We start from the raw sequence: 19,071 nt of genomic DNA, 5'->3' as shown, positions 1-19,071 counted from the left end.
ATGAGAATTGAAACCTATCTATTCTCATTTAACAATCATTACTTGCTAACTTGCGATTTTTTAATGAGGTTTTGTTCGTCTTGTGTCAAGAAAGTCCCCACAACTGAGTCTGTCGCTACGATATTAGTAAACGAGTTAGGATCGACGTGGGCCACCACTTGCTTAAGCGTGTATAATTCATATCGTGTAAAAACAATCATAATAACTTCCCGTTCACTCGAACTAAATCCGCCTCGTGCAGGGATGACTGTCAACCCACGGAGGAGTTCACTATTCAATGCGGCACACATCTCCGTGCTCTTGTTCGTATTGACAAAGGCCGTCATTTTTTGGTGACTAGTATGGACATAATCAACGACTGTACTCATAGTGAAAATCGTGATGATCGTGTATAAGGCGCTTTCCCATGTAAAGAAGAAACCGGCTACAACAACGATTAAACCATTCAACAGCATCATATAATTTCCAACTGTTCGTCCAGTTGTTTTTGAAAGCAATAATGAAACTATATCTAATCCACCGGTAGTAAAACCAAATTTCAACGAGAGACCTGCACCAATCCCCAGCAAGACCCCACCAGTGATAGCATTCATCAAGACATTGTCTGTCACCTGTCCAACAGGCACCAATGTAGTGAAAAAGGACATTGAAATCACGTTAGCGAAACTTAGAATCATCGCCGATTTACCTAATTTGATAAATCCTAAAATGAATACCGGAACATTCAGAAGAAAAATAAGAATCCCAGTATCGACGGATAATCCGGCATTTGAAAGTAAATGTTCTGCAATCTGGGCAATCCCAGTCATGCCGGCTGAAAACACATTTGCCGGGATCAAGAAATAGTTCAAACCGACCGCACCGGTCAAACCAGTAAATAATATGACAAGGATTTTTTTGGCCAAGTCTTTTGATGTATAATTGATAACCTTCTGCATCCGATATTCCTCCTTCAATTCAAACCTATAATAGAGTAACAGGTTCTATCAATAATAATCAATCGTTTTCAATCACTTATTGGAGAATAATCATAGCTTTCTTAGTAATTTTTGATAAACTATAAGAAAAGACTTAGGAGGGTGTCTATGGCTAAGGGAGCGTCAATAATTTTGTGTAAATGGTTCTTCCCTACTGTAGATTGTTTCTAATTCTCCATCGGTTGACTCAGCATTTGTTCGAGCTCGCCTTCGGCCTGTTGGAAACCTTTATGACTGCGACCTAGGAATTTTTGGTTGTGAGTATCAAAAGACGAGACTAAGAAACGTTCCATCGACTCTTCATTTTGGAACTGTTCCTTGCGGTGGCTGTATTTCTTGATTTGCTTATTAAAGGATTCAATCAAGTTCGTAGAGTAAATAGTCTTGCGTATGGCTAATGGGAAATCATAGAAAGTGAGCAGGTAATCGTTCGAAAGGATCGATTCCACCATTTTTGGATAGCTGGTTTTCCATTTTTCCGCAAAAGCACCACGTGCTTCCAATGCCGCCTTTTTAGATGACGCTTGATACACCATTTTAAAATCATCACAGACTTCCTTACGATCATCGACACGCACTTTGTGACTGATATTACGGGAAACGTGCACACAGCAATGTTGAAAACGGGCTTTGGGGTAGAACCGCTGCACGGCCCCTGCCATCCCCTTTAAGCCATCCGTGATGAAAAGGAGGACGTTTTTCACGCCACGTTCCTGGAGGTCTATTAAAATCTCTTCCCAAATCGTGATAGATTCAGTTGGTGCAATCGCATAGCTCAACACTTCCTTTGAACCGTCCGGGCGAATGCCAACTGCGATATGAATGGCTTCCTTGGCGACGGTTTTCCGCTTTAAAGGGATATAGGTTGCGTCCATATAAATAGCGGCATAACGGTCATGAAGCTCACGTTCCTTAAATGAAGTGACTTCTTCCGTAAATGATTTAGTCATATTGGACATGGTTTGGGGCGTGTAGTGATGCCCATACATTTTCTCAATCAAGTCTGCGATTTCCGACATGGTAATACCTTTTCGGAAGAGGTGAATGACGGTCTCCTCTAAGGTATCATTCGTCCGTCTATAAGCAGGAACAGTCTGTTGCTTGAACTCGCCGTTGCGGTCGCGCGGAATCTGGAGATGAAGTTCCCCGTACTCGGTCTTGACCGTACGGTCATAGGAGCCGTTACGAGAATTACCCGTGTTAAAACCAATGCGATCGTACTTTTCGTAATCGAGGAAAGCCGTTAACTCCGTTTTGAGAAGCGTATTGACAGCTTTTTCCAAATGGACACGGAATAATTCATTCAAATCGCCTTTGTTCGCTAGAGTCTTTAGAATTTCTGTAGTAAAATCGTTCATATGGAAGCCCTCTTTTCTGTGAATGTGTTGTGGTAACTCTATTCTACAGAAGGGACTTCCTTTTTTCTATTTACACAAAATATTTTACACTCTCATGGCTAAAGATGCAAGCTTTGATATCGTTTCAGAATTAAATAAAGAGGAAGTTAAAAATGGCGTACAAATCGCCTTGAAAGAGTTGAAGAATCGCTTTGATTTCAAAGGAAGTTTGTTTGATATCAAAATTGAAGGAAATCAATTGGTAGTAAAGGCTGAGGATGATTATAAAGTCGAACAAGTCAAAGACGTACTATTCAGTAAACTGATCAAACGCGGTGTTCCCTTAAAGAACATTCAATTTTCTGATTCTGAACATGCTTTGGGCGGAAATGCTCGGCAAACGGCGGAACTTGTTAATGGGATTGATAAGGAAAGTGCTAAAAAAATCACTACCGCAATTAAAAACAGCAAAGTCAAAGTCAAAGCGCAAATTCAAGAAGATCAGTTACGCGTAACTGGGAAAAATCGCGATGATTTACAAAAGGTTATTACTTTAGTAAAAGATATTGATCTACCGATTGATGTACAATTTACGAATTATCGTTAAAAAAAGCCGACACTGTTGTCGGCTTTTTCGTTTCTTATTAAATACTGCTCGCTGGTTTGCCCCTAATGACTAATGGATTGTTTTTAAGCAAATATTTTAAATGCGATATTTTTATTTGCCATTATTAATAATCAAATGCTATTTATTCGTTTTGCTGCCAAAAAGCTTGGGCAGCCCGTTCTACTTCCTCTGGACCATAGACAACTTTTCGATCGGACCAGTTAGGCGGCAACAGGTTTTGATAATGCGGATTGGTATAGCGCTGATCCAGCAGCAAAATAATTCCTCGGTCTTCCATGGTTCGAATGACTCGCCCAGCCGCTTGAATAACTTTGTTCATTCCCGGGAGCTGATACGCGTAACTAAATCCTTGGTTTCGTTTCTCATCATAATACTCTTTGATCAACTCTTGCTCATGATTAACCTGAGGTAATCCCACTCCAACAACAACTGTACCAATCAGGCGGTCCCCGACTAAATCAATTCCTTCAGAAAAAATCCCACCCAAGACACAAAAACCAATCAAAGTATTTGCTGGCTGATTGACGAAGGCGGCTAAGAATTCTTCCCGTTCAGTCTCATTTAGCTTTGAACCTTGAATCTGAATCGCGTATTCAGGAAACACATCATGAAAATAATCCGCAACTTGATCCAAATACTGAAATGATGGAAAGAAGACGAGATAATTACCGGTCTTGTTTTTAACTAACCGTTCAATCGAAGCAGCAATTTTCGGTATGCTTTGTGTCCGCTTCTGGTACGTCGTCTGAATGCTGGCATCGACCATAACTAAACGATTTTCATTTGGAAATGGGCTAGGCAGCCGATAAGTTAAGCTTTCTTCTCCTCCGCCCAACACTTCTTGATAGTAATCCAGCGGTGAAAAGCTCGCCGAGAATAAGATGCTGCTGCCGACCTTCTCCATCGTTTGTTCTAAGAACCAAGAAGGATCAATACAATATTCTTTTACAATCAAATCATAGCTTTTATGCTCCACCGTCGTTTGGTAATGATCATCATAAAACTCGCTCATTCGGGTAAAACGCAAGATTTCAAAATAAACAGGCAGCATTTTTTGCTGTGCTAGATGATCTGGATTTTCTGCCAGCCACTCCTTGATTTGTTCCTGTAGTTTAAAAAGACTATTAATCAAGCTTTCTGGAGCTGCTTGTTGATGATGGTAGGCTTCTCCATCCAAGGCTTGATGAATCAATTCAAATTCGTTATCCACTCTTGTAAATGCTCTGTTCAATTTTTTAAAGGACTTGTCCAAATCCTTTTGCATTTGTGCGATATTTTCACGTGATATACTGGCTGAATACATTTCCTTCGAACGATTGACCAAGTTGTGTGCTTCATCGACCAGCACTAGATTCGTCTTATTTTCTTCTTCAAAAAATCGCCGCAAATAAACCGTTGGATCAAACAAGTAATTGTAATCCCCGATGACGATATCCGAAAAGCGGCTCACGTCCAGTGAAAGTTCGAAAGGACAGAGTTCATGTTTTCGAGCATACTCTTCAATGACTGGTCGAGTATATTGGTCTGCATTATTCAACATATCCCATAACCCATCATTGACTCTGTCATAATAACCTTTCGCGAAGGGACAGTGCTCTGGTGTACAATTACGTTCTGTCAGGAAACAGATTTTGTCCTTTGCAGTCAGTGTGACGCTTTTAACTCGACCCTCTTTTTTCGTGATCTTTGTGACCGTCTCTTCAGCAACTTGTCGGGTAATGGTTTTAGCAGTCAGGTAAAAGATACGTTCGCCTAACTCTTCCCCCATCGCTTTAAAGGCTGGAAACAAAGTAGACATAGTTTTTCCTGTTCCGGTCGGCGCTTCGACAAATAGTTTTTGCTGGGCATGGATCGTTTTATAAACTGCCGCCGCCAACTCTCTTTGTCCCGCACGGTAAGTGTCAAAAGGAAAGTCTAAAGACTTCAAGGAATCATTTCGAGTATCCCGCCATTGCATTTGAAAAATCAGCCAGTTTTCGTAACGTTTAACTAAATCATTGAAGAATTCAGTCAGCTCTGTAAAAGTAAAGCTGCGAATTTGGCGCGTGATTTTTTCTTCGGTGGTTTGAAAATAGGTCAAACGTGTATTAATTTGCGTTAATTCTTCCTGTTCGCTGTAAATGTATGCGTAAACCATTGCTTGATAAAAATATAAATCAATGATCCCCGCTTCCAATTCTTCGAAAGGCGTCTCCGATGTTTTTATTTCGTCGATAAACACTTGATCTTCTTCTATATAAATTCCATCTGCTCGCCCTTCGATTTGGACGGCAGTTTCAGCAATTTCAATCGGCTTCTTCAGCCAAACTTCTTTCTGATAGTCGGTACCGGCCTCTTTTTGCAGCTGTCGGTGAATACGAGCGCCTTCTTGCGGTGTATGATTACTGTTTTTTCCTTCATCAATACTGCCGCTTCGTAAGATAAATTCTACCAATTCACGAACTGCTATTTTTTTGACCGCCATCTTGTCACCTCATTCTATGTTTCGTTCAAAATGCTTTGTTAAAATCATTTTGCTGTTTCACCATAGAAGATTTTTTTCCACTCGTCAAGTTTTATTCTATATATAATAGAGAGAAAAATTTTTAGCTATCACCTAAAAGATTCAGACAAAACCATGATTCATTTGGCTTCTCAGTGAATATGTCAAAATCGTTCAGGGAAGCCACAATTTTTTTACTTTTAAGGTATAATGAAGAAGGAATTTGTGATGCTGAGTTTTTCTTACTGGCAATTTTTCGTTCGGTCAGTAAAAGTGAATCAAACCAAAGAAAATTACTTTTTAGTATTTCAGGGAGGAAAATAATGATTCAAATCGAAGGTTTTGTTACTGGAATCGCGCAAGAAAATTGCTATTTGATTCATAATGAACAAAATTTATTGATCGTTGATCCAGGCTCGGAGGGCGATCGATTGGTGCAGGAAATCAAACGCATTGGAAAAACACCTCGTGCGATTCTCTTGACCCATACTCATTACGACCATATTGGGGCTGTGGAACAGTTGCGCAACAAGTACGGCGTTCCCGTCTATGTCAGCCCATTGGAACAAAAATGGTTGGGAGATCCAATCTTAAATCTTTCTGGTTTGGGACGTCATGATAATATGCCTGACTTAATCGTTCAGCCAGCGGAATATGAGTTTGAAATGAAAGAATACACGATTGGCGGCATGACCTTTGAAGTCATTCCAACACCCGGACATTCCATTGGCAGTGTCAGCTTTTTATTTGATGACTTTGTAGTTGTCGGTGACGCCCTATTCAAAGGCAGTATTGGCCGCAGCGACCTTTACACTGGCGACATGCAGCAATTGTTATACAGCATCAAAAATTATTTATTCACTCTTCCTCGTGAATTACCGGCTTATCCCGGACATGGTGATGCGACAACGATCGGTCACGAGGTCGATACAAATCCGTTCTTTAATTAATCAACTTTTTGGAGGTTTTAAATATGGCAGAAACAAATCTTTATATTGTTCGACATGGTAAAACAATGTTCAATACGTTGGCTCGAGTACAAGGCTGGTGTGATACACCGCTGACAAAAAGCGGCCGCGACGGCATTCACTACGTTGGCTTAGGTTTACAGGATACAAAGTTTGAAGAAGCCTATTCAAGCGATTCTGGCCGGGCGATCGAAACAATGCGCATTCTTTTAGGCGAGCATCCCGATGGTAAAGATATTCCTTATCACGTAGATCCGCGTATCCGTGAATGGTGTTTTGGTTCACTAGAAGGCGCCTATGATGCTGAAATGTGGGGTGTTCTACCTCGCGTGTTGAATTTCAAGACAGAGGATGACTTATTCGCAACGGATGTCAGCTTCGAAGAAATCGCAAATGCAGTTGAAGGTGCAGACACTGCTAACTGGGCAGAGCCTTACACACAATTGCGTGATCGTGTTTGGAACGGCTTTGAGGATATTGCACAAAACCGAGAAAAACACGGCGGCGGAAACGTATTGATCGTTTCTCATGGCTTAACGATTGCTTTCTTATTAAGCTTGATTGATTCAAAACAACCTGTTCGGGCTAACCTGCTAAATGGCAGTATCAACCGCCTGCGTTATGAAAACGGCAAATTCTCGATCCGTGCGATTAATGATATCAGCTACATGGAACGTGGAAAAACTATTTCAGATCATACAGACGAATAAGCTTGGAAAACTGTTGGTAATTGCCAACAGTTTTTTTCTTAAAAAAAGTTTAGCCTTTTTTCAATGGTCTTTTCATTAGGGAAACGGTATACTATTTTATGTTATTAACCTGAAAGGACGTACACTATGCTTATTGCAAATATTTTTAAAGCAATTATTCTTGGGATCGTAGAAGGAATCACCGAGTGGTTGCCGATTTCATCCACGGGTCATTTGATCTTAGCAGATGAATTTATCAAAATAAATATGAGCCCTGCTTTTATTGAAATGTTCAATGTAGTGATTCAATTAGGAGCGATTCTCGCGGTAGTAGTTCTGTACTTTACCAAACTGAACCCCTTCGCCCCTAGTAAATCGCATAAAGAAAGACAAGATACATGGACGTTGTGGTTCAAGGTCATTATTGCTTGTTTACCTGCAGCAGTAATCGGCTTGCCCTTAGATGATTTTTTGGAGGCTCACTTCCATAAGTTCCTGCCGGTCGCGATTATGCTGATCGTTTACGGGATCGCGTTTATCGTAGTTGAACGACATAACAAAACTAAGACACCGAAATGTACAAACTTAAATGACTTTACTTACAAGGCCGCTTTGATTGTCGGAGCTTTCCAGCTGCTTTCATTGATTCCAGGTACTTCACGCTCCGGCGCGACAATTCTAGGTGCAATCATTATCGGCAGCTCACGTTTTGTGGCGACAGAATTTTCATTCTTCCTTGGTATTCCGGTCATGTTTGGTGCCAGCGGATTGAAGATCGTTAAATTTCTAATGAACGGCAATACCTTTGGTGCATCGGAAATTATTGTTCTGCTAGTCGGAATGGTTACTGCATTTGTTGTTTCGATCGTTGCTATCAAGTTCTTGTTAGACTATATCAAACGGAATGATTTCACTGCCTTCGGCTGGTATCGAATCGTTTTAGGTATTATTCTGATCGGTTACTGGCTGATCGCTATGTAAACTGTAAGACCTGCATTTTTTGCAGGTCTTTTTATTTTGATGATAATTATTATAATTAACAAATAAACAGAAATAACTTTAATGTTCGCTTTAAAATCAACGATTCCTTTGTTATCTGCTAATGATAGTCATTCTCAGTTCTAATTGATAATTACTTTCGTTCTCAATTAGCTAATTTCATTATCATTTACTGTGATTTCTATGTTACTATGATGGTGAAAGAGAACCAATGATATTTTGCCTTGTTTTTTCAAAAGAAACTCGATTTGACATGAGCTATGGTTCAAAAATGACTATCTTTATCTTGAGAAAGGAGGAAAAGTTATGAGTAAGAAAGAGCGCAATGCTTTTCTATCTACCCTTTTCTGTCTATTGTTATTAATTGCAGGCAAAGTTTTCATGAGTTTTTCTCATCCTGCCTATCCCCTCTTTTTCATCTTAGCCATCGTTAGCGGCGGTTGGAAACAAACCTATGAAGGTGTTAGTGAGTTGCTAAAAGATCGCACACTAAACGTCGATTTATTAATGGCTCTTGCCGCAATCGGCGCCTGTTTGATCGGCAATTGGTTCGAAGGTGCGATGCTGACCTTTATTTTCTGCTTAAGCGGGGCCCTCGAAGAATATGCAACCAACAAAAGCACAAAAGAAATCACCGCTTTAATGAATGTAGCACCAAATGATGCCTTAAAAATCGTTGATGGCAAACACATTACCGTCCCTGTTGAAGAATTAAAATTGGGTGATTTGGTTTTTGTTCCAAAAGGAAAGGCCGTGCCGATCGATGGCCGTATGCTGGAGGCGTCCTCAATTGATGAGTCGGCGATCTCTGGCGAGTCAGTGCCTGTCGAAAAAGACATCCACGATGAAGCATTTGGCGGAACGATCAATTTGGGACAGGCATTCACCTTAGAAGTAACCAAGACGAGCAACGATACATTGTTCGCACAAATTTTGCGTTTAGTTGAAAATGCTCAAAATGAACAAAGTGCTACAGCAACCTTTATTGAAAAAATCGAAAATGTTTATGTCAAAATTGTATTGCTGGCGGTTCCTCTAATGATCGTATTCACTCACTTTTTATTGGGCTGGAGCTTTACTGAAAGCTTTTATCGCGGAATGGTTCTATTGGTCGTTGCCTCCCCTTGTGCCTTAGTTGCATCTGCTACACCTGCGACCTTGGCGGCAATTTCCAACGGTGCCAAAAAAGGAATTCTATTCAAATCTGGCAAAACGCTAGAAAAGCTGGCCGACCTTCGGGCAATCTCGTTTGATAAAACCGGAACCTTGACCCAAGGAAAACCGCGCGTGACCGATTATAAGACTTTTTCTGATGATCCGATCATTCCGCAGCTGTTCTTCTCAATGGAAAGACAGTCTACGCATCCATTAGCGGTTGCGATCACGAACTTCTTCAAAGATGAAGAGGCTTTGACTCTCCAAGTAGAGGAAAAAGCCGGCTTTGGGTTAGAAACAACCTATCTTGGTCAAACGTGGCAGCTTGGAAAGCCTACTGAGAAACAGCAGCACCCATTGATTGAACAATGGCACGAAGAAGGAAAAACCGTGGTTGTGCTTAGTCGGAATCAAGAACTGATTGCTTTGCTTGCCTTGATGGATTTACCTAAACCATATACGAAAGAAGTCATCACATACTTCCAAGATCAAGAGGTTCAGACGGTGATGCTCACAGGAGATAATGCTGGTGCTGCAAGTTATGTAGCCCAACAACTGGACTTAAATGAGTATCATGGCGGCTGTCTTCCTGCCGATAAAACGGATTTTGTGAAGCAGCAGCAAAAAGACTATACGGTTAATGCCATGGTCGGTGACGGCATCAATGATGCTCCTGCTTTAGCAACGGCTAGTGTCGGAATTGCCATGGGTGAAGGAACAGATGTCGCAATGGAAGTTTCTGACATGGTCTTGATGAAAAATGATTTGACTAAACTGATGTACAGCCACCGGTTAGCTAAAAAAATGAAGAAAATCGTTCGCCAAAATATCGTTTTCTCATTATGTGTGATCGTACTGCTGATCGCGAGTAATTTTCTGCAATTCCTGACTCTGCCGCTAGGCGTTGTAGGTCATGAAGGAAGCACCATTTTGGTCATTTTAAATGGCTTGCGCATGTTGCTGCCATTAAAAGAACTGGTCAATCTTGATGAAACGAAATGTACAACTTGCCCGCTTTATAAAGCGGCGCATTAAAAAAGGTAGAATCTCTAGATTCTACCTTTTTTGCTATGAATTTTTGATTACTAAGCCTTCGATGATATCTGCGGCAGCTTCACAAGCATCAGTAATCTTCTCAAGGTGATTATAAATATCCCGCCATTTGATGACTTCGATCGGATCCTTCTCGTTTGCGAAAAGATTCTTCACCAATGAGCTGTATAGCTTATCGGCTTCTGACTCCGTTTTGCTTACCTGCTCAATATATTGTTTTAGCACCTTTGAATGTTTGAACTTTGCAAACTCTTTTGTTGCTTGAACCACATCGGAAGTAGCTGTCACAACTAATTGAAGAAATTGATCCGTATTTGGCCGAATCGTGTAAACCAATAAGTTCTCAAACAAATAGGTAGTCGCGTTTAATTCATCTAAAATGTCATCTAACCGGTTCGCAATCAAGATAATGTCTTCGCGATCAATCGGTGTAATAAAGGCATCATACAGTTCCGTCATAATTTCTTTCAGAATACGGTCCCCTTCATCCTCCAAACGATGGATTTTTTCAGATTTATCAATAAATTTTTCAGTCGAGTAATTCGTGATTAAATCTAGTAATAATGTTGCCGATTCAGACGCGTATTGTGCCATTTGTTCCATTCTGCCGAAATAATCGAATTGTTTTTTTCTAGCCATGTTTTGATCCCCTTCTTAAAAGATTGCGACAAAAAACTTCGTCATAACAAATGCGATGGCTCCGCAACCAGGAAAGGTCAACAGCCATGCGCTAATCATTTCTTTTACAATACTCCAATCAACGCTGGAAGCGCGTCTAGCGGCTCCTGCGCCCATGATCGCAGTTGTTTTAGTATGTGTTGTAGAAACTGGAACACCGAAAACCGACGCTAGGAAGAGGCAGATTGCGGCACTTAAATCCGCCGCGAAGCCTTGATACCGTTCCAGCTTTACCATATCCATTCCGACAGACTTTATGATCTTCATTCCGCCAACGGAAGTTCCTAAGCCCATCGTCAATGAACAAAGAACCATTACCCATAAAGGAATAACAAAACCGTTACCTGTTTTCTCCGCTAGATTATTGTAGAAAAGGCCTAACATGAAGACCCCCATGAATTTTTGTCCATCTTGCGCACCGTGCAAAAAGGCATTCATTGCAGCACTGATTGCCTGACCGATAGTAAATACATGATTGGCGATCCGTCTGGAGACGTCCTGAAAAATAATCGTAATAAGCTTCGTGACCAGCCATCCGCCGCCGAATCCCATCATTGTTGAAACAATCAACCCTACAATAACCTTGGTCCACTCTGCACCGCTAACCGCTTCCAATCCGCCCATCGCCATAGCTGATCCAGTCAATCCGGCAATCAGTGCATGAGATTCGCTTGTGGGAATCCCGAAATACCAAGCGGCCACCGCCCAGACAACAATCGCAAATAAAGACGCCGCCAGCGCAACTTGTGCGGCATTCCCCGCTCCTTCAAAAGTCACGATATTACTAATCGTCTCCGCAACCTGTGAATTAAAGTACGTCATCACAAGGGCACCTAAGAAGTTCATTGCAACCGCCATCCAAATTGCGACATTTGGTTTCAATACCCGTGTCGAGACAGCCGTGGCAATTGCGTTTGGCGCATCTGTCCAACCATTAACAAAAACAACACCCATTACTAATGTTATCGTTACAACTAATGCAATACTCATTGCTGCACCACCATTTTTTTTATTTCCAAAGTTATGATAGCATACCGAATCCATTCAGTCCTTAAAATTCAAGATTTGTCTCTTTTTTCCACTTATTTTTTCTTAATTTCTGTTAAGGAAAAAAACTTGTCACGATTTTATTGCATTGAAAAGCGGCTTTATGTATAATGAGTAATGTTGAATTGTACGGCTATAACCGTATAAGACTGAATTCGGAGGTGAAATCCATGCCAAACATTGAATCTGCAATCAAACGTGTTCGCACTAGCGAAGTTGCTAACGCTAGAAACTCATCACAAATGAGCGCAATGCGTACTACTGTTAAGAAATTTGAAGAAGCGGCAGCTGCTGGCGCTGAAAATATGAACGAACTTTACAACGAAGCTGCTAAAGCGATCGATATGGCTGAATCAAAAGGTTTGATTCACAAAAACAAAGCAAACCGTGATAAAGCACGTCTTGCTAAAAAATTAGCTAAATAATAAAAACCGATCATTTGATCGGTTTTTTTATTTGTCCATAGTTAAAACAATAGCGTTGGTAGATGATTCTACCAACGCTATTTGTTATTAGCGATTATTTCGTTAATTCTGTATAGCTTTTTGCACGTTCTTCCATATCCTCTACCGTCTGGTTCAGCATTTCTTCTACCAGCTCATCATCTTTCTTGATGTTGTGTAAAGCAGAAAAACGTGTTTGTCCTTCAAGGAATGCATTCATTTTACTGAAGTCCGTTTTCTTGAAGTCGATTCGCATTGGGTCTTTGCCCTTTTGCGCTCGAACAGGATCGAAGCGATAAAGCGGCCAATAACCAGACTCTACAGCTTTCTTCGATTCCTCGATTGATTGACTCATGCCGCCGCGAATACCATGATTGATACATGGAGTATAGCCGATAATCAATGATGGCCCAGGGTAAGCTTCCGCTTCTTGGATCGCTTTCAATGCTTGTGTCGGATTCGCTTCAATTGCGACTTGCGCAACATACACGTCCCGGTAAGTCATCGCAATCATTCCTAGATCCTTTTTCTTCGTCTTCTTACCGCCGGCCGCGAATTTCGCAATCGCCGCTGATGGCGTTGCTTTCGACATTTGACCGCCTGTATTGGCATAAACTTCATTATCCATCACCAGAATATTCACGTCTTCACCTGAAGCTAAAACGTGATCGATTCCGCTAAAGCCGATATCATACGCCCAGCCATCGCCACCGATAATCCATTGACTTGGTTTCACAAACATATCTTTGTCGGCTAAAATTGATTGCAAAGCCTCGTCTGTTTCCTCGCTCAGCGTTGCTCCCAGTTTAGCAGCTCGTTGCTGACTGCCTTCGCCTTCTAAGATATGGTCTAGCCAGTCTTGCAACTGTGCTCTTGTATCCTCAGAACCGATACCTTTGTCCAAAGCTGCTTCAACTTTGTTTGCGACACGATTCCGTTTGGTTTCATTCGCTACGTGCATACCCAAACCGTATTCAGCATTATCCTCAAAGAGTGAATTACTCCACGCTGGTCCCCGTCCATCCTTGTTGACTGTATACGGAGTCGCTGGTGCAGAACCGCCCCAAATTGAAGAACAGCCGGTGGTGTTAGCCACCATCATGCGATCTCCATAAAGCTGTGTCAAAAGTTTCACGTAAGGTGTTTCGCCGCAACCGCCGCAGGCTCCAGAGAACTCTAACAATGGTTGTTCGAATTGCGAACCCTTGACTGAGAATTTCTTCGCTGGATTTTCTTTTTGACGTAAGGTCATTGCAAAAGCCCAGTTCACAGCTTGATCTCTTTGGTCCTCATACGACTTCATAACCAACGCTTTTTCTTTCGCTGGACAAGCCTCTACACAAAGTCCGCAGCCTGTACAATCTTCCAACGACACTTGGATGCGATACTTGAAGCCGTCTTTTCCGCGCATATCCCGTGTGATAAATCCTTCAGGAGCGGCCTCCATCTCTGCTTCATCTGCAAGGAATGGGCGAATCGCCGCATGTGGACAAACAAAGGCACATTCATTACACATCGTACACGCTTCAGGAATCCATTCAGGGACTTCCAAAGCAATTCCGCGTTTCTCATAAGCCGCAGTACCAGAAGGCATCACGCCGCCTAGCATTCCGTTTTCGATCAAGTCATTAACAGAAAGCTGATTGCCTTCTTGACGATTGATCGGTTCTAAAATATTGCGAATGTACGCTGGTTTATTTTGGTCTTCACCGTTAACCTGCGGACGAACTTCGATCTCTGCCCATTCAGCTGGAATCTCAACTTTTCTCAATTCAGCAACCGTTGCATCAATCGCTTCGCAATTTCGTTCAACGATTGTTCTGGATTTCTTCCCGTATGCCGCATCTACCTCTGCTTTAAGCAGTGGCAAGTAAGTGTCATGATCCATGATATCGGTCAATTCAAAGAACGCTGTCGACATTACTTGGTTGATTCGGCCGCCTAGTCCAGTCTTTTGAGCGATTTCCATCGCGTTGATAATATAGAAATTAATATCATGCTCAGCTAGATAACGTTTGATCCGGCCTGGCAATAGTTTCTTGACTTTTTCTTCATCCCAAACAGTGTTAAGCAAGAAGGTTCCGCCGTCTTTCAAGCCTTTTACTAGGTCATATTGGTGGATGTACGCACTGTTATGACAACCGACAAAGTCTGCTGCTTCAACATTGTAGGTCGAAAGAATCGGTTCTTTCCCGAAACGCAAATGAGAATTTGTCAAACCGCCAGATTTCTTCGAATCATAAGAGAAATAGGCTTGCGCATAATAATCCGTGTTGTTCCCAATAATTTTGATGGCTTGTTTGTTGGCTCCGACTGTACCATCTGAACCGAGTCCCCAGAATTTTGCCTGGAAAGTCGATTTTGGCGTCAAATCTAACACATCGCTCATTGGCAGGGATAGATTCGTTACATCATCCTTGATGCCGACCGTAAAGCGCTGCTTCATATCTGCCGCTGGTACTAATAGGTGATCAAATACGGCTACGATTTGGTCTGGTGTCACATCTTTTGATGCAATACCGTAACGTCCGCCGATCACGATTGGACGATTCGTATGACGATAGAGAACACTTTGTACATCCAGCAGCAATGGTTCGCCGTCAGATCCAGGTTCCTTCGTACGGTCTAACACCGCAACTTTTTCAACTGTTGCAGGCAATTTTTCCAACAAGTTTTCTGCTGGGAATGGACGGTACAAGTGAATATCTAGGAAGCCGACTTTGCGCCCGTTTTGATTTAAATAATCTACTGTTTGCTGAATTGTTGGTGAAGCAGAGCCCATCGCGATAATTACTTCTGTCGCCTCTGGATCGCCGTAGTAATTGGTCAGATCATAATTCGTACCGCGCAGCTCATTGATCTTATTCATGTATTTCTGCACAATCGCAGGCATTTCGTCATAGTAGCGATTGACTGTTTCTCTTTGTTGGAAATGAATATCGGGATTTTGTGCTGTCCCTGATACATTAGGACGATTAGGGTTCATTCCTAACTTTCTAAAATCAGCTAAAGCTTCCCAGTTCATCATTGCTTTCAAATCTTCGTAATCAATAACTTCGATTTTTTGCAGCTCATGACTCGTTCTGAATCCATCAAAGAAATTCATGAACGGCAACTTGCCTTCGATACTCGCCAAGTGAGCTACCGCTGATAGATCCATTACTTCTTGAACGCCGCCTTCAGCCAACATACAAAAACCTGTTTGACGGGCAGCCATGACATCACTGTGATCACCGAAAATACTTAAGGCGTTTGTTGATACTGCACGTGCCGCTACGTGGAAAACGGTTGGCAGCAACTCACCAGCAATTTTGAACATATTTGGAATCATCAATAATAAACCTTGCGAAGCTGTATAAGTCGTGGTTAATACCCCGGTTTTTAACGAACCGTGAACTGTTCCAGCGGCGCCTGCTTCTGATTGCATCTCAACTACTTTGACTGTTTCATTAAAAATGTTTTTACGACCTTGTTCTGCCCACTCGTCAACGACTTCCGCCATCGTTGAACTAGGAGTGATCGGATAGATCCCTGCTACTTCAGTAAACGCGTAAGAGATATGCGCTGCCGCAGTGTTTCCATCCATTGTTTTCATCGTTTTCATCATTTGCACCTCGCTTAAACCAACTGCTCCTGCTTTGTCTTTTGAATATATTGATCAATTTCATTTGCTGCGATTTTTCCAGCACCCATCGCTAAGATAACTGTTGCTGCCCCCGTCACGATATCTCCGCCGGCAAAAACACCCGGAATTGAAGTCGCGCAGGTTTCCTCATCTGCGTCGATGTAGCCCCATTTATTCAGTGCTAGTTCAGGGAATGTATCTAATAGAACTTTGTTGGCCCCTTGACCAATTGCTTCAATCGCTGTATCTGCCTCAATAACGAACTCGCTGCCAGGAATCACGATTGGCCGACGACGACCAGAATCATCAGGCTCGCCCAATTCCATTTGAACACATTTAACGGCTGATAGACGTCCTGAGCCATCATTTATGTATTCGACTGGATTCGTCAACCAATGGTATTCGATTCCTTCTTCGACTGAATGATGATATTCTTCTTCACGCGCTGGCAATTCCTCCAGCGAACGTCGATAAACGATTGATACTTTTTCCGCGCCTAAACGTTTCGCGGATCGTGCCGCATCCATCGCAACGTTCCCGCCGCCGATGACCACGACATTTTTCGATTTTTGAACTGGCGTATCATATTGCGGGAACTGATAGCCGTGCATCAAATTAACCCGTGTTAAATACTCACTAGACGAGTAGACACCATTTAATGACGTCCCTTTAATCCCTTGGAATCTAGGTGCCCCTGCGCCGACAGATAAATAGCAGGCGTCAAAATCGGTGATGATCTCATCCATCGTGATCGTTTTTCCGACAACCACATTGGTTTCGATTTTTACTCCTTGAGCCACGATTCGCTCAATTTCCTGCTTCACAGTACTTTTTGGCAGACGAAACTCAGGAATTCCGTAAGTTAATACACCGCCTGGAGCATGTAACGCTTCATAAACAGTGACATCATAGCCTAATTTCGCTAAATCACCGGCTGCTGTTAGCCCGGAAGGTCCAGAACCGATCACTGCGACGCGTCCTTTATCACCAGAAACTTCTTTGTATTCAACTGGTTGTTCCAACGCCCAATCAGCGACTAGCCGTTCCAATTTCCCAATCGCTACAGGTTCAAACTTCTTCGAACGGCCCAAACGGCAGACCATTTCGCATTGTTTTTCCTGTGGACAAACACGCCCGCAAATTGCCGGCAGGTTCGTATAACGACTCAAAATTTCATAAGCCAGCGGCATATCTGCATCTTCAATAGCCTTAATAAAACCAGGGATATCGATCATTACTGGACAATTCGTAATACAAGGCGCATTTTTACACTGTAAACAGCGGCTAGCTTCCAGTTGTCCTTCTTCTAATGAATAGCCTAAAGCAACTTCATCAAAGTTTTGGTTTCGGATCTCAGGTGATTGTTCTCTCATTGGTGTTTTTGTGTAACTGCGTTTAGCCATTCGAACTCACCTGCTTTTCATATCTATCGTTTGCCATCATTTCTTCTGGACGATATTGCTGCATTCGATTGACAAATTCATCCCAATCGACTTCTTCGCCTAAAAATTCCGGCCCGTCAACACAGGCGAACTTAATCGAATCCGCCACTGTCACCCGACAACCGCCGCACATTCCTGTGCCGTCGATCATGATCGGATTTAATGACACATAAATCGGTACATCATACTTTTGCGCAGTCAATGTACAAAATTTCATCATGATACTTGGACCGATCGCCCAAGCCATTGAAATCTCCTCGCGCTGGAAGACTTCTTCCATTGCTTGAGTCACGAGCCCTTTTTGCCCAACTGACCCATCGTCAGTCATCAAAATCAACTCATCTGAATATTCCGCACACTCGTCCTGCAGAATCAACAACTCGGCATTTTTTGCACCAAGAATCGTGATCACATGATTTCCTGCTTCTTTTAGTCCTTTGACGATTGGGAACAATGCTGCGATCCCAACACCGCCGCCAACCAAGAGAACGGTACCATAATTTTCAATATCGGTCGCCTTACCAAGCGGTCCAACAATATCCATCAAGGCTTCACCAGCCATGACTGTAGCGAGCTGGGCTGTCGATTTGCCGATCACTTGAAAGATTAAGCGTACCCAACCCGCTTCTTTGTCTGTATCAACGACCGTCAGCGGAATCCGCTCACCCTGTTCGTCGATTCGCAAGATCACAAACTGCCCCGGTTGTGCTTTCTTGGCAATTCGTGGAGCATCAACTAAAATTTCGTACTCAGTTGGTGCCAACTCCTTGCGTTCTAATACTTTAAACAAATTCTCACCCCATTCTTCCAATGTGATTCTTACTCCGCTGCTTCTACCAAAGCTTTCACAAATGCTTTCAATACTTCTTCATCCTCGTCATCAGCTTCGTTTTCGATCTTCACAGTTTCCGCTGCCTTTTTAGCCCCGGTCTTCGCGAAGGCTTCATCGAAAGCAACTGCCGCATGACAGAAATAATCTGGATATAGTTCGCTATCTCCGCTTCCTACTACGCCATAGATTTTTCCTGATAAATCTTCATCTGGTAATTCCTCATGCAAGTCTTCTAAGTCAAAAGGCAGTTCACCGTCTCCATCAGTATAAGTAGCTAGGACACAGATGTCCGCATCTTCATAAAAATCCGCTTCTGCGTCGTCCGCATCCACGCGTTCAACATCAACGCCGATATCTTCAAAAGCATCCTCCAGAATTTCTGAGATTCCTTCTGTGTTTCCTGTGTTCGTTGCATAAACGATTTTTGCTAATGTCATTTCATTCATCCTTTCTTTTATAGGTTTATACATTTGTGGTGCATATATAAAGTCAGAACAAGCTGACTATTATCGTCTGGAAAGATAAATTTTTAAACAGATCCAATCTTACATGAACTGCTCCAAATCCCGCAGGCTAATTGAGATTAATTCTCAGTGAATCCCTTCTGCGGCTTCGCTTTAGGTATTTGCCACCTTTGTTTAATCATACCTTAAAAATGTGAATTATTAAACATTGCTGAGAGATTTTTATTCTATTTTTTCGATAAATGACTAGTT

Annotated in this window: 15 protein-coding genes; 6 read left to right on the top strand and 9 right to left on the bottom strand. The window is 42.2% G+C overall.

What is annotated here, in order from left to right; translation table 11 throughout:
- Nucleotides 1–38 precede the first annotated feature (38 nt).
- Together I585_RS00795 and I585_RS00790 are read right to left on the bottom strand one after the other, a co-directional pair.
- A complete protein-coding gene (locus tag I585_RS00795; RefSeq protein ID WP_010739125.1) occupies nucleotides 39–938 on the bottom strand; it encodes a YitT family protein in 900 nt (299 codons plus the stop codon).
- 206 nt (nucleotides 939–1,144) lie between these two features.
- A complete protein-coding gene (locus tag I585_RS00790; RefSeq protein ID WP_010739124.1) occupies nucleotides 1,145–2,335 on the bottom strand; it encodes an IS256 family transposase in 1,191 nt (396 codons plus the stop codon).
- Nucleotides 2,336–2,429: 94 nt separating this feature from the next.
- Between I585_RS00790 and I585_RS00785 the strand changes: the two genes are divergently transcribed.
- The gene (locus I585_RS00785) at nucleotides 2,430–2,921 is read left to right on the top strand and encodes a YajQ family cyclic di-GMP-binding protein (protein WP_010739123.1); all 492 of its coding nucleotides are present in this window, start codon (nucleotides 2,430–2,432) and stop codon (nucleotides 2,919–2,921) included.
- Between the two features lie 142 nt (nucleotides 2,922–3,063).
- Here the strand turns inward: I585_RS00785 and I585_RS00780 are convergent, their stop codons facing one another.
- The gene (locus I585_RS00780) at nucleotides 3,064–5,406 is read right to left on the bottom strand and encodes a helicase C-terminal domain-containing protein (protein ID WP_010739122.1); all 2,343 of its coding nucleotides are present in this window, start codon (nucleotides 5,404–5,406) and stop codon (nucleotides 3,064–3,066) included.
- A gap of 341 nt (nucleotides 5,407–5,747) precedes the next feature.
- Between I585_RS00780 and I585_RS00775 the strand changes: the two genes are divergently transcribed.
- The 4 genes from I585_RS00775 to I585_RS00760 all read left to right on the top strand — a co-directional run bounded on the left by I585_RS00775 (nucleotide 5,748) and on the right by I585_RS00760 (nucleotide 10,270).
- Nucleotides 5,748–6,374 (top strand): MBL fold metallo-hydrolase, encoded by a 627-nt coding sequence (locus tag I585_RS00775; RefSeq protein ID WP_010739121.1) that lies wholly within the window; start codon nucleotides 5,748–5,750, stop codon nucleotides 6,372–6,374.
- A gap of 23 nt (nucleotides 6,375–6,397) precedes the next feature.
- Entirely contained in the window at nucleotides 6,398–7,102 is a 705-nt protein-coding gene (locus I585_RS00770; RefSeq protein WP_010739120.1) for a histidine phosphatase family protein, read from the top strand.
- A gap of 126 nt (nucleotides 7,103–7,228) precedes the next feature.
- Nucleotides 7,229–8,062: an undecaprenyl-diphosphate phosphatase gene (locus I585_RS00765; RefSeq protein ID WP_010739119.1), complete on the top strand. Its 834-nt coding sequence runs from the start codon at nucleotides 7,229–7,231 to the stop codon at nucleotides 8,060–8,062.
- Between the two features lie 324 nt (nucleotides 8,063–8,386).
- Nucleotides 8,387–10,270 carry a heavy metal translocating P-type ATPase gene (locus I585_RS00760; protein WP_010739118.1) on the top strand — a complete coding sequence of 628 codons (1,884 nt, stop codon included), beginning with the start codon at nucleotides 8,387–8,389 and terminating at the stop codon, nucleotides 10,268–10,270.
- A 33-nt stretch (nucleotides 10,271–10,303) separates the two neighbouring features.
- Here the strand turns inward: I585_RS00760 and I585_RS00755 are convergent, their stop codons facing one another.
- The gene (locus tag I585_RS00755) at nucleotides 10,304–10,927 is read right to left on the bottom strand and encodes a DUF47 domain-containing protein (protein WP_010739117.1); all 624 of its coding nucleotides are present in this window, start codon (nucleotides 10,925–10,927) and stop codon (nucleotides 10,304–10,306) included.
- Nucleotides 10,928–10,942: 15 nt separating this feature from the next.
- Nucleotides 10,943–11,956 carry an inorganic phosphate transporter gene (locus I585_RS00750; RefSeq protein WP_034708572.1) on the bottom strand — a complete coding sequence of 338 codons (1,014 nt, stop codon included), beginning with the start codon at nucleotides 11,954–11,956 and terminating at the stop codon, nucleotides 10,943–10,945.
- 227 nt (nucleotides 11,957–12,183) lie between these two features.
- Between I585_RS00750 and rpsT the strand changes: the two genes are divergently transcribed.
- A complete protein-coding gene (gene rpsT, locus I585_RS00745; protein WP_010739115.1) occupies nucleotides 12,184–12,438 on the top strand; it encodes a 30S ribosomal protein S20 in 255 nt (84 codons plus the stop codon).
- A gap of 94 nt (nucleotides 12,439–12,532) precedes the next feature.
- On the opposite strand, the gene nifJ is transcribed toward rpsT, so the two are convergent.
- Genes nifJ through I585_RS00725 form a run of 4 tightly spaced genes read right to left on the bottom strand, consistent with a single transcriptional unit; the run spans nucleotide 12,533 to nucleotide 18,792 of the window.
- Nucleotides 12,533–16,063: a pyruvate:ferredoxin (flavodoxin) oxidoreductase gene (gene nifJ, locus I585_RS00740; protein ID WP_010739114.1), complete on the bottom strand. Its 3,531-nt coding sequence runs from the start codon at nucleotides 16,061–16,063 to the stop codon at nucleotides 12,533–12,535.
- Between the two features lie 11 nt (nucleotides 16,064–16,074).
- Entirely contained in the window at nucleotides 16,075–17,484 is a 1,410-nt protein-coding gene (gltA, locus tag I585_RS00735) for an NADPH-dependent glutamate synthase (RefSeq protein ID WP_010739113.1), read from the bottom strand.
- Nucleotides 17,477–18,313, bottom strand: coding sequence for a sulfide/dihydroorotate dehydrogenase-like FAD/NAD-binding protein (locus I585_RS00730; RefSeq protein ID WP_034708569.1), 837 nt, complete (start codon nucleotides 18,311–18,313; stop codon nucleotides 17,477–17,479). Before I585_RS00730 ends, gltA begins: the two co-directional genes overlap by 8 nt.
- 29 nt (nucleotides 18,314–18,342) lie before the next feature.
- On the bottom strand, nucleotides 18,343–18,792 hold the full coding sequence (locus I585_RS00725) for a flavodoxin (protein ID WP_010739111.1): 450 nt from the start codon (nucleotides 18,790–18,792) through the stop codon (nucleotides 18,343–18,345).
- Between the last annotated feature and the right edge of the window lie 279 nt (nucleotides 18,793–19,071).

Source organism: Enterococcus malodoratus ATCC 43197 (assembly GCF_000407185.1).
GTDB lineage: Bacteria > Bacillota > Bacilli > Lactobacillales > Enterococcaceae > Enterococcus_A > Enterococcus_A malodoratus.
The sequence above is the reverse complement of the archived record's forward strand: the minus strand, read 5'-3'. Positions and strand labels throughout refer to the sequence as shown.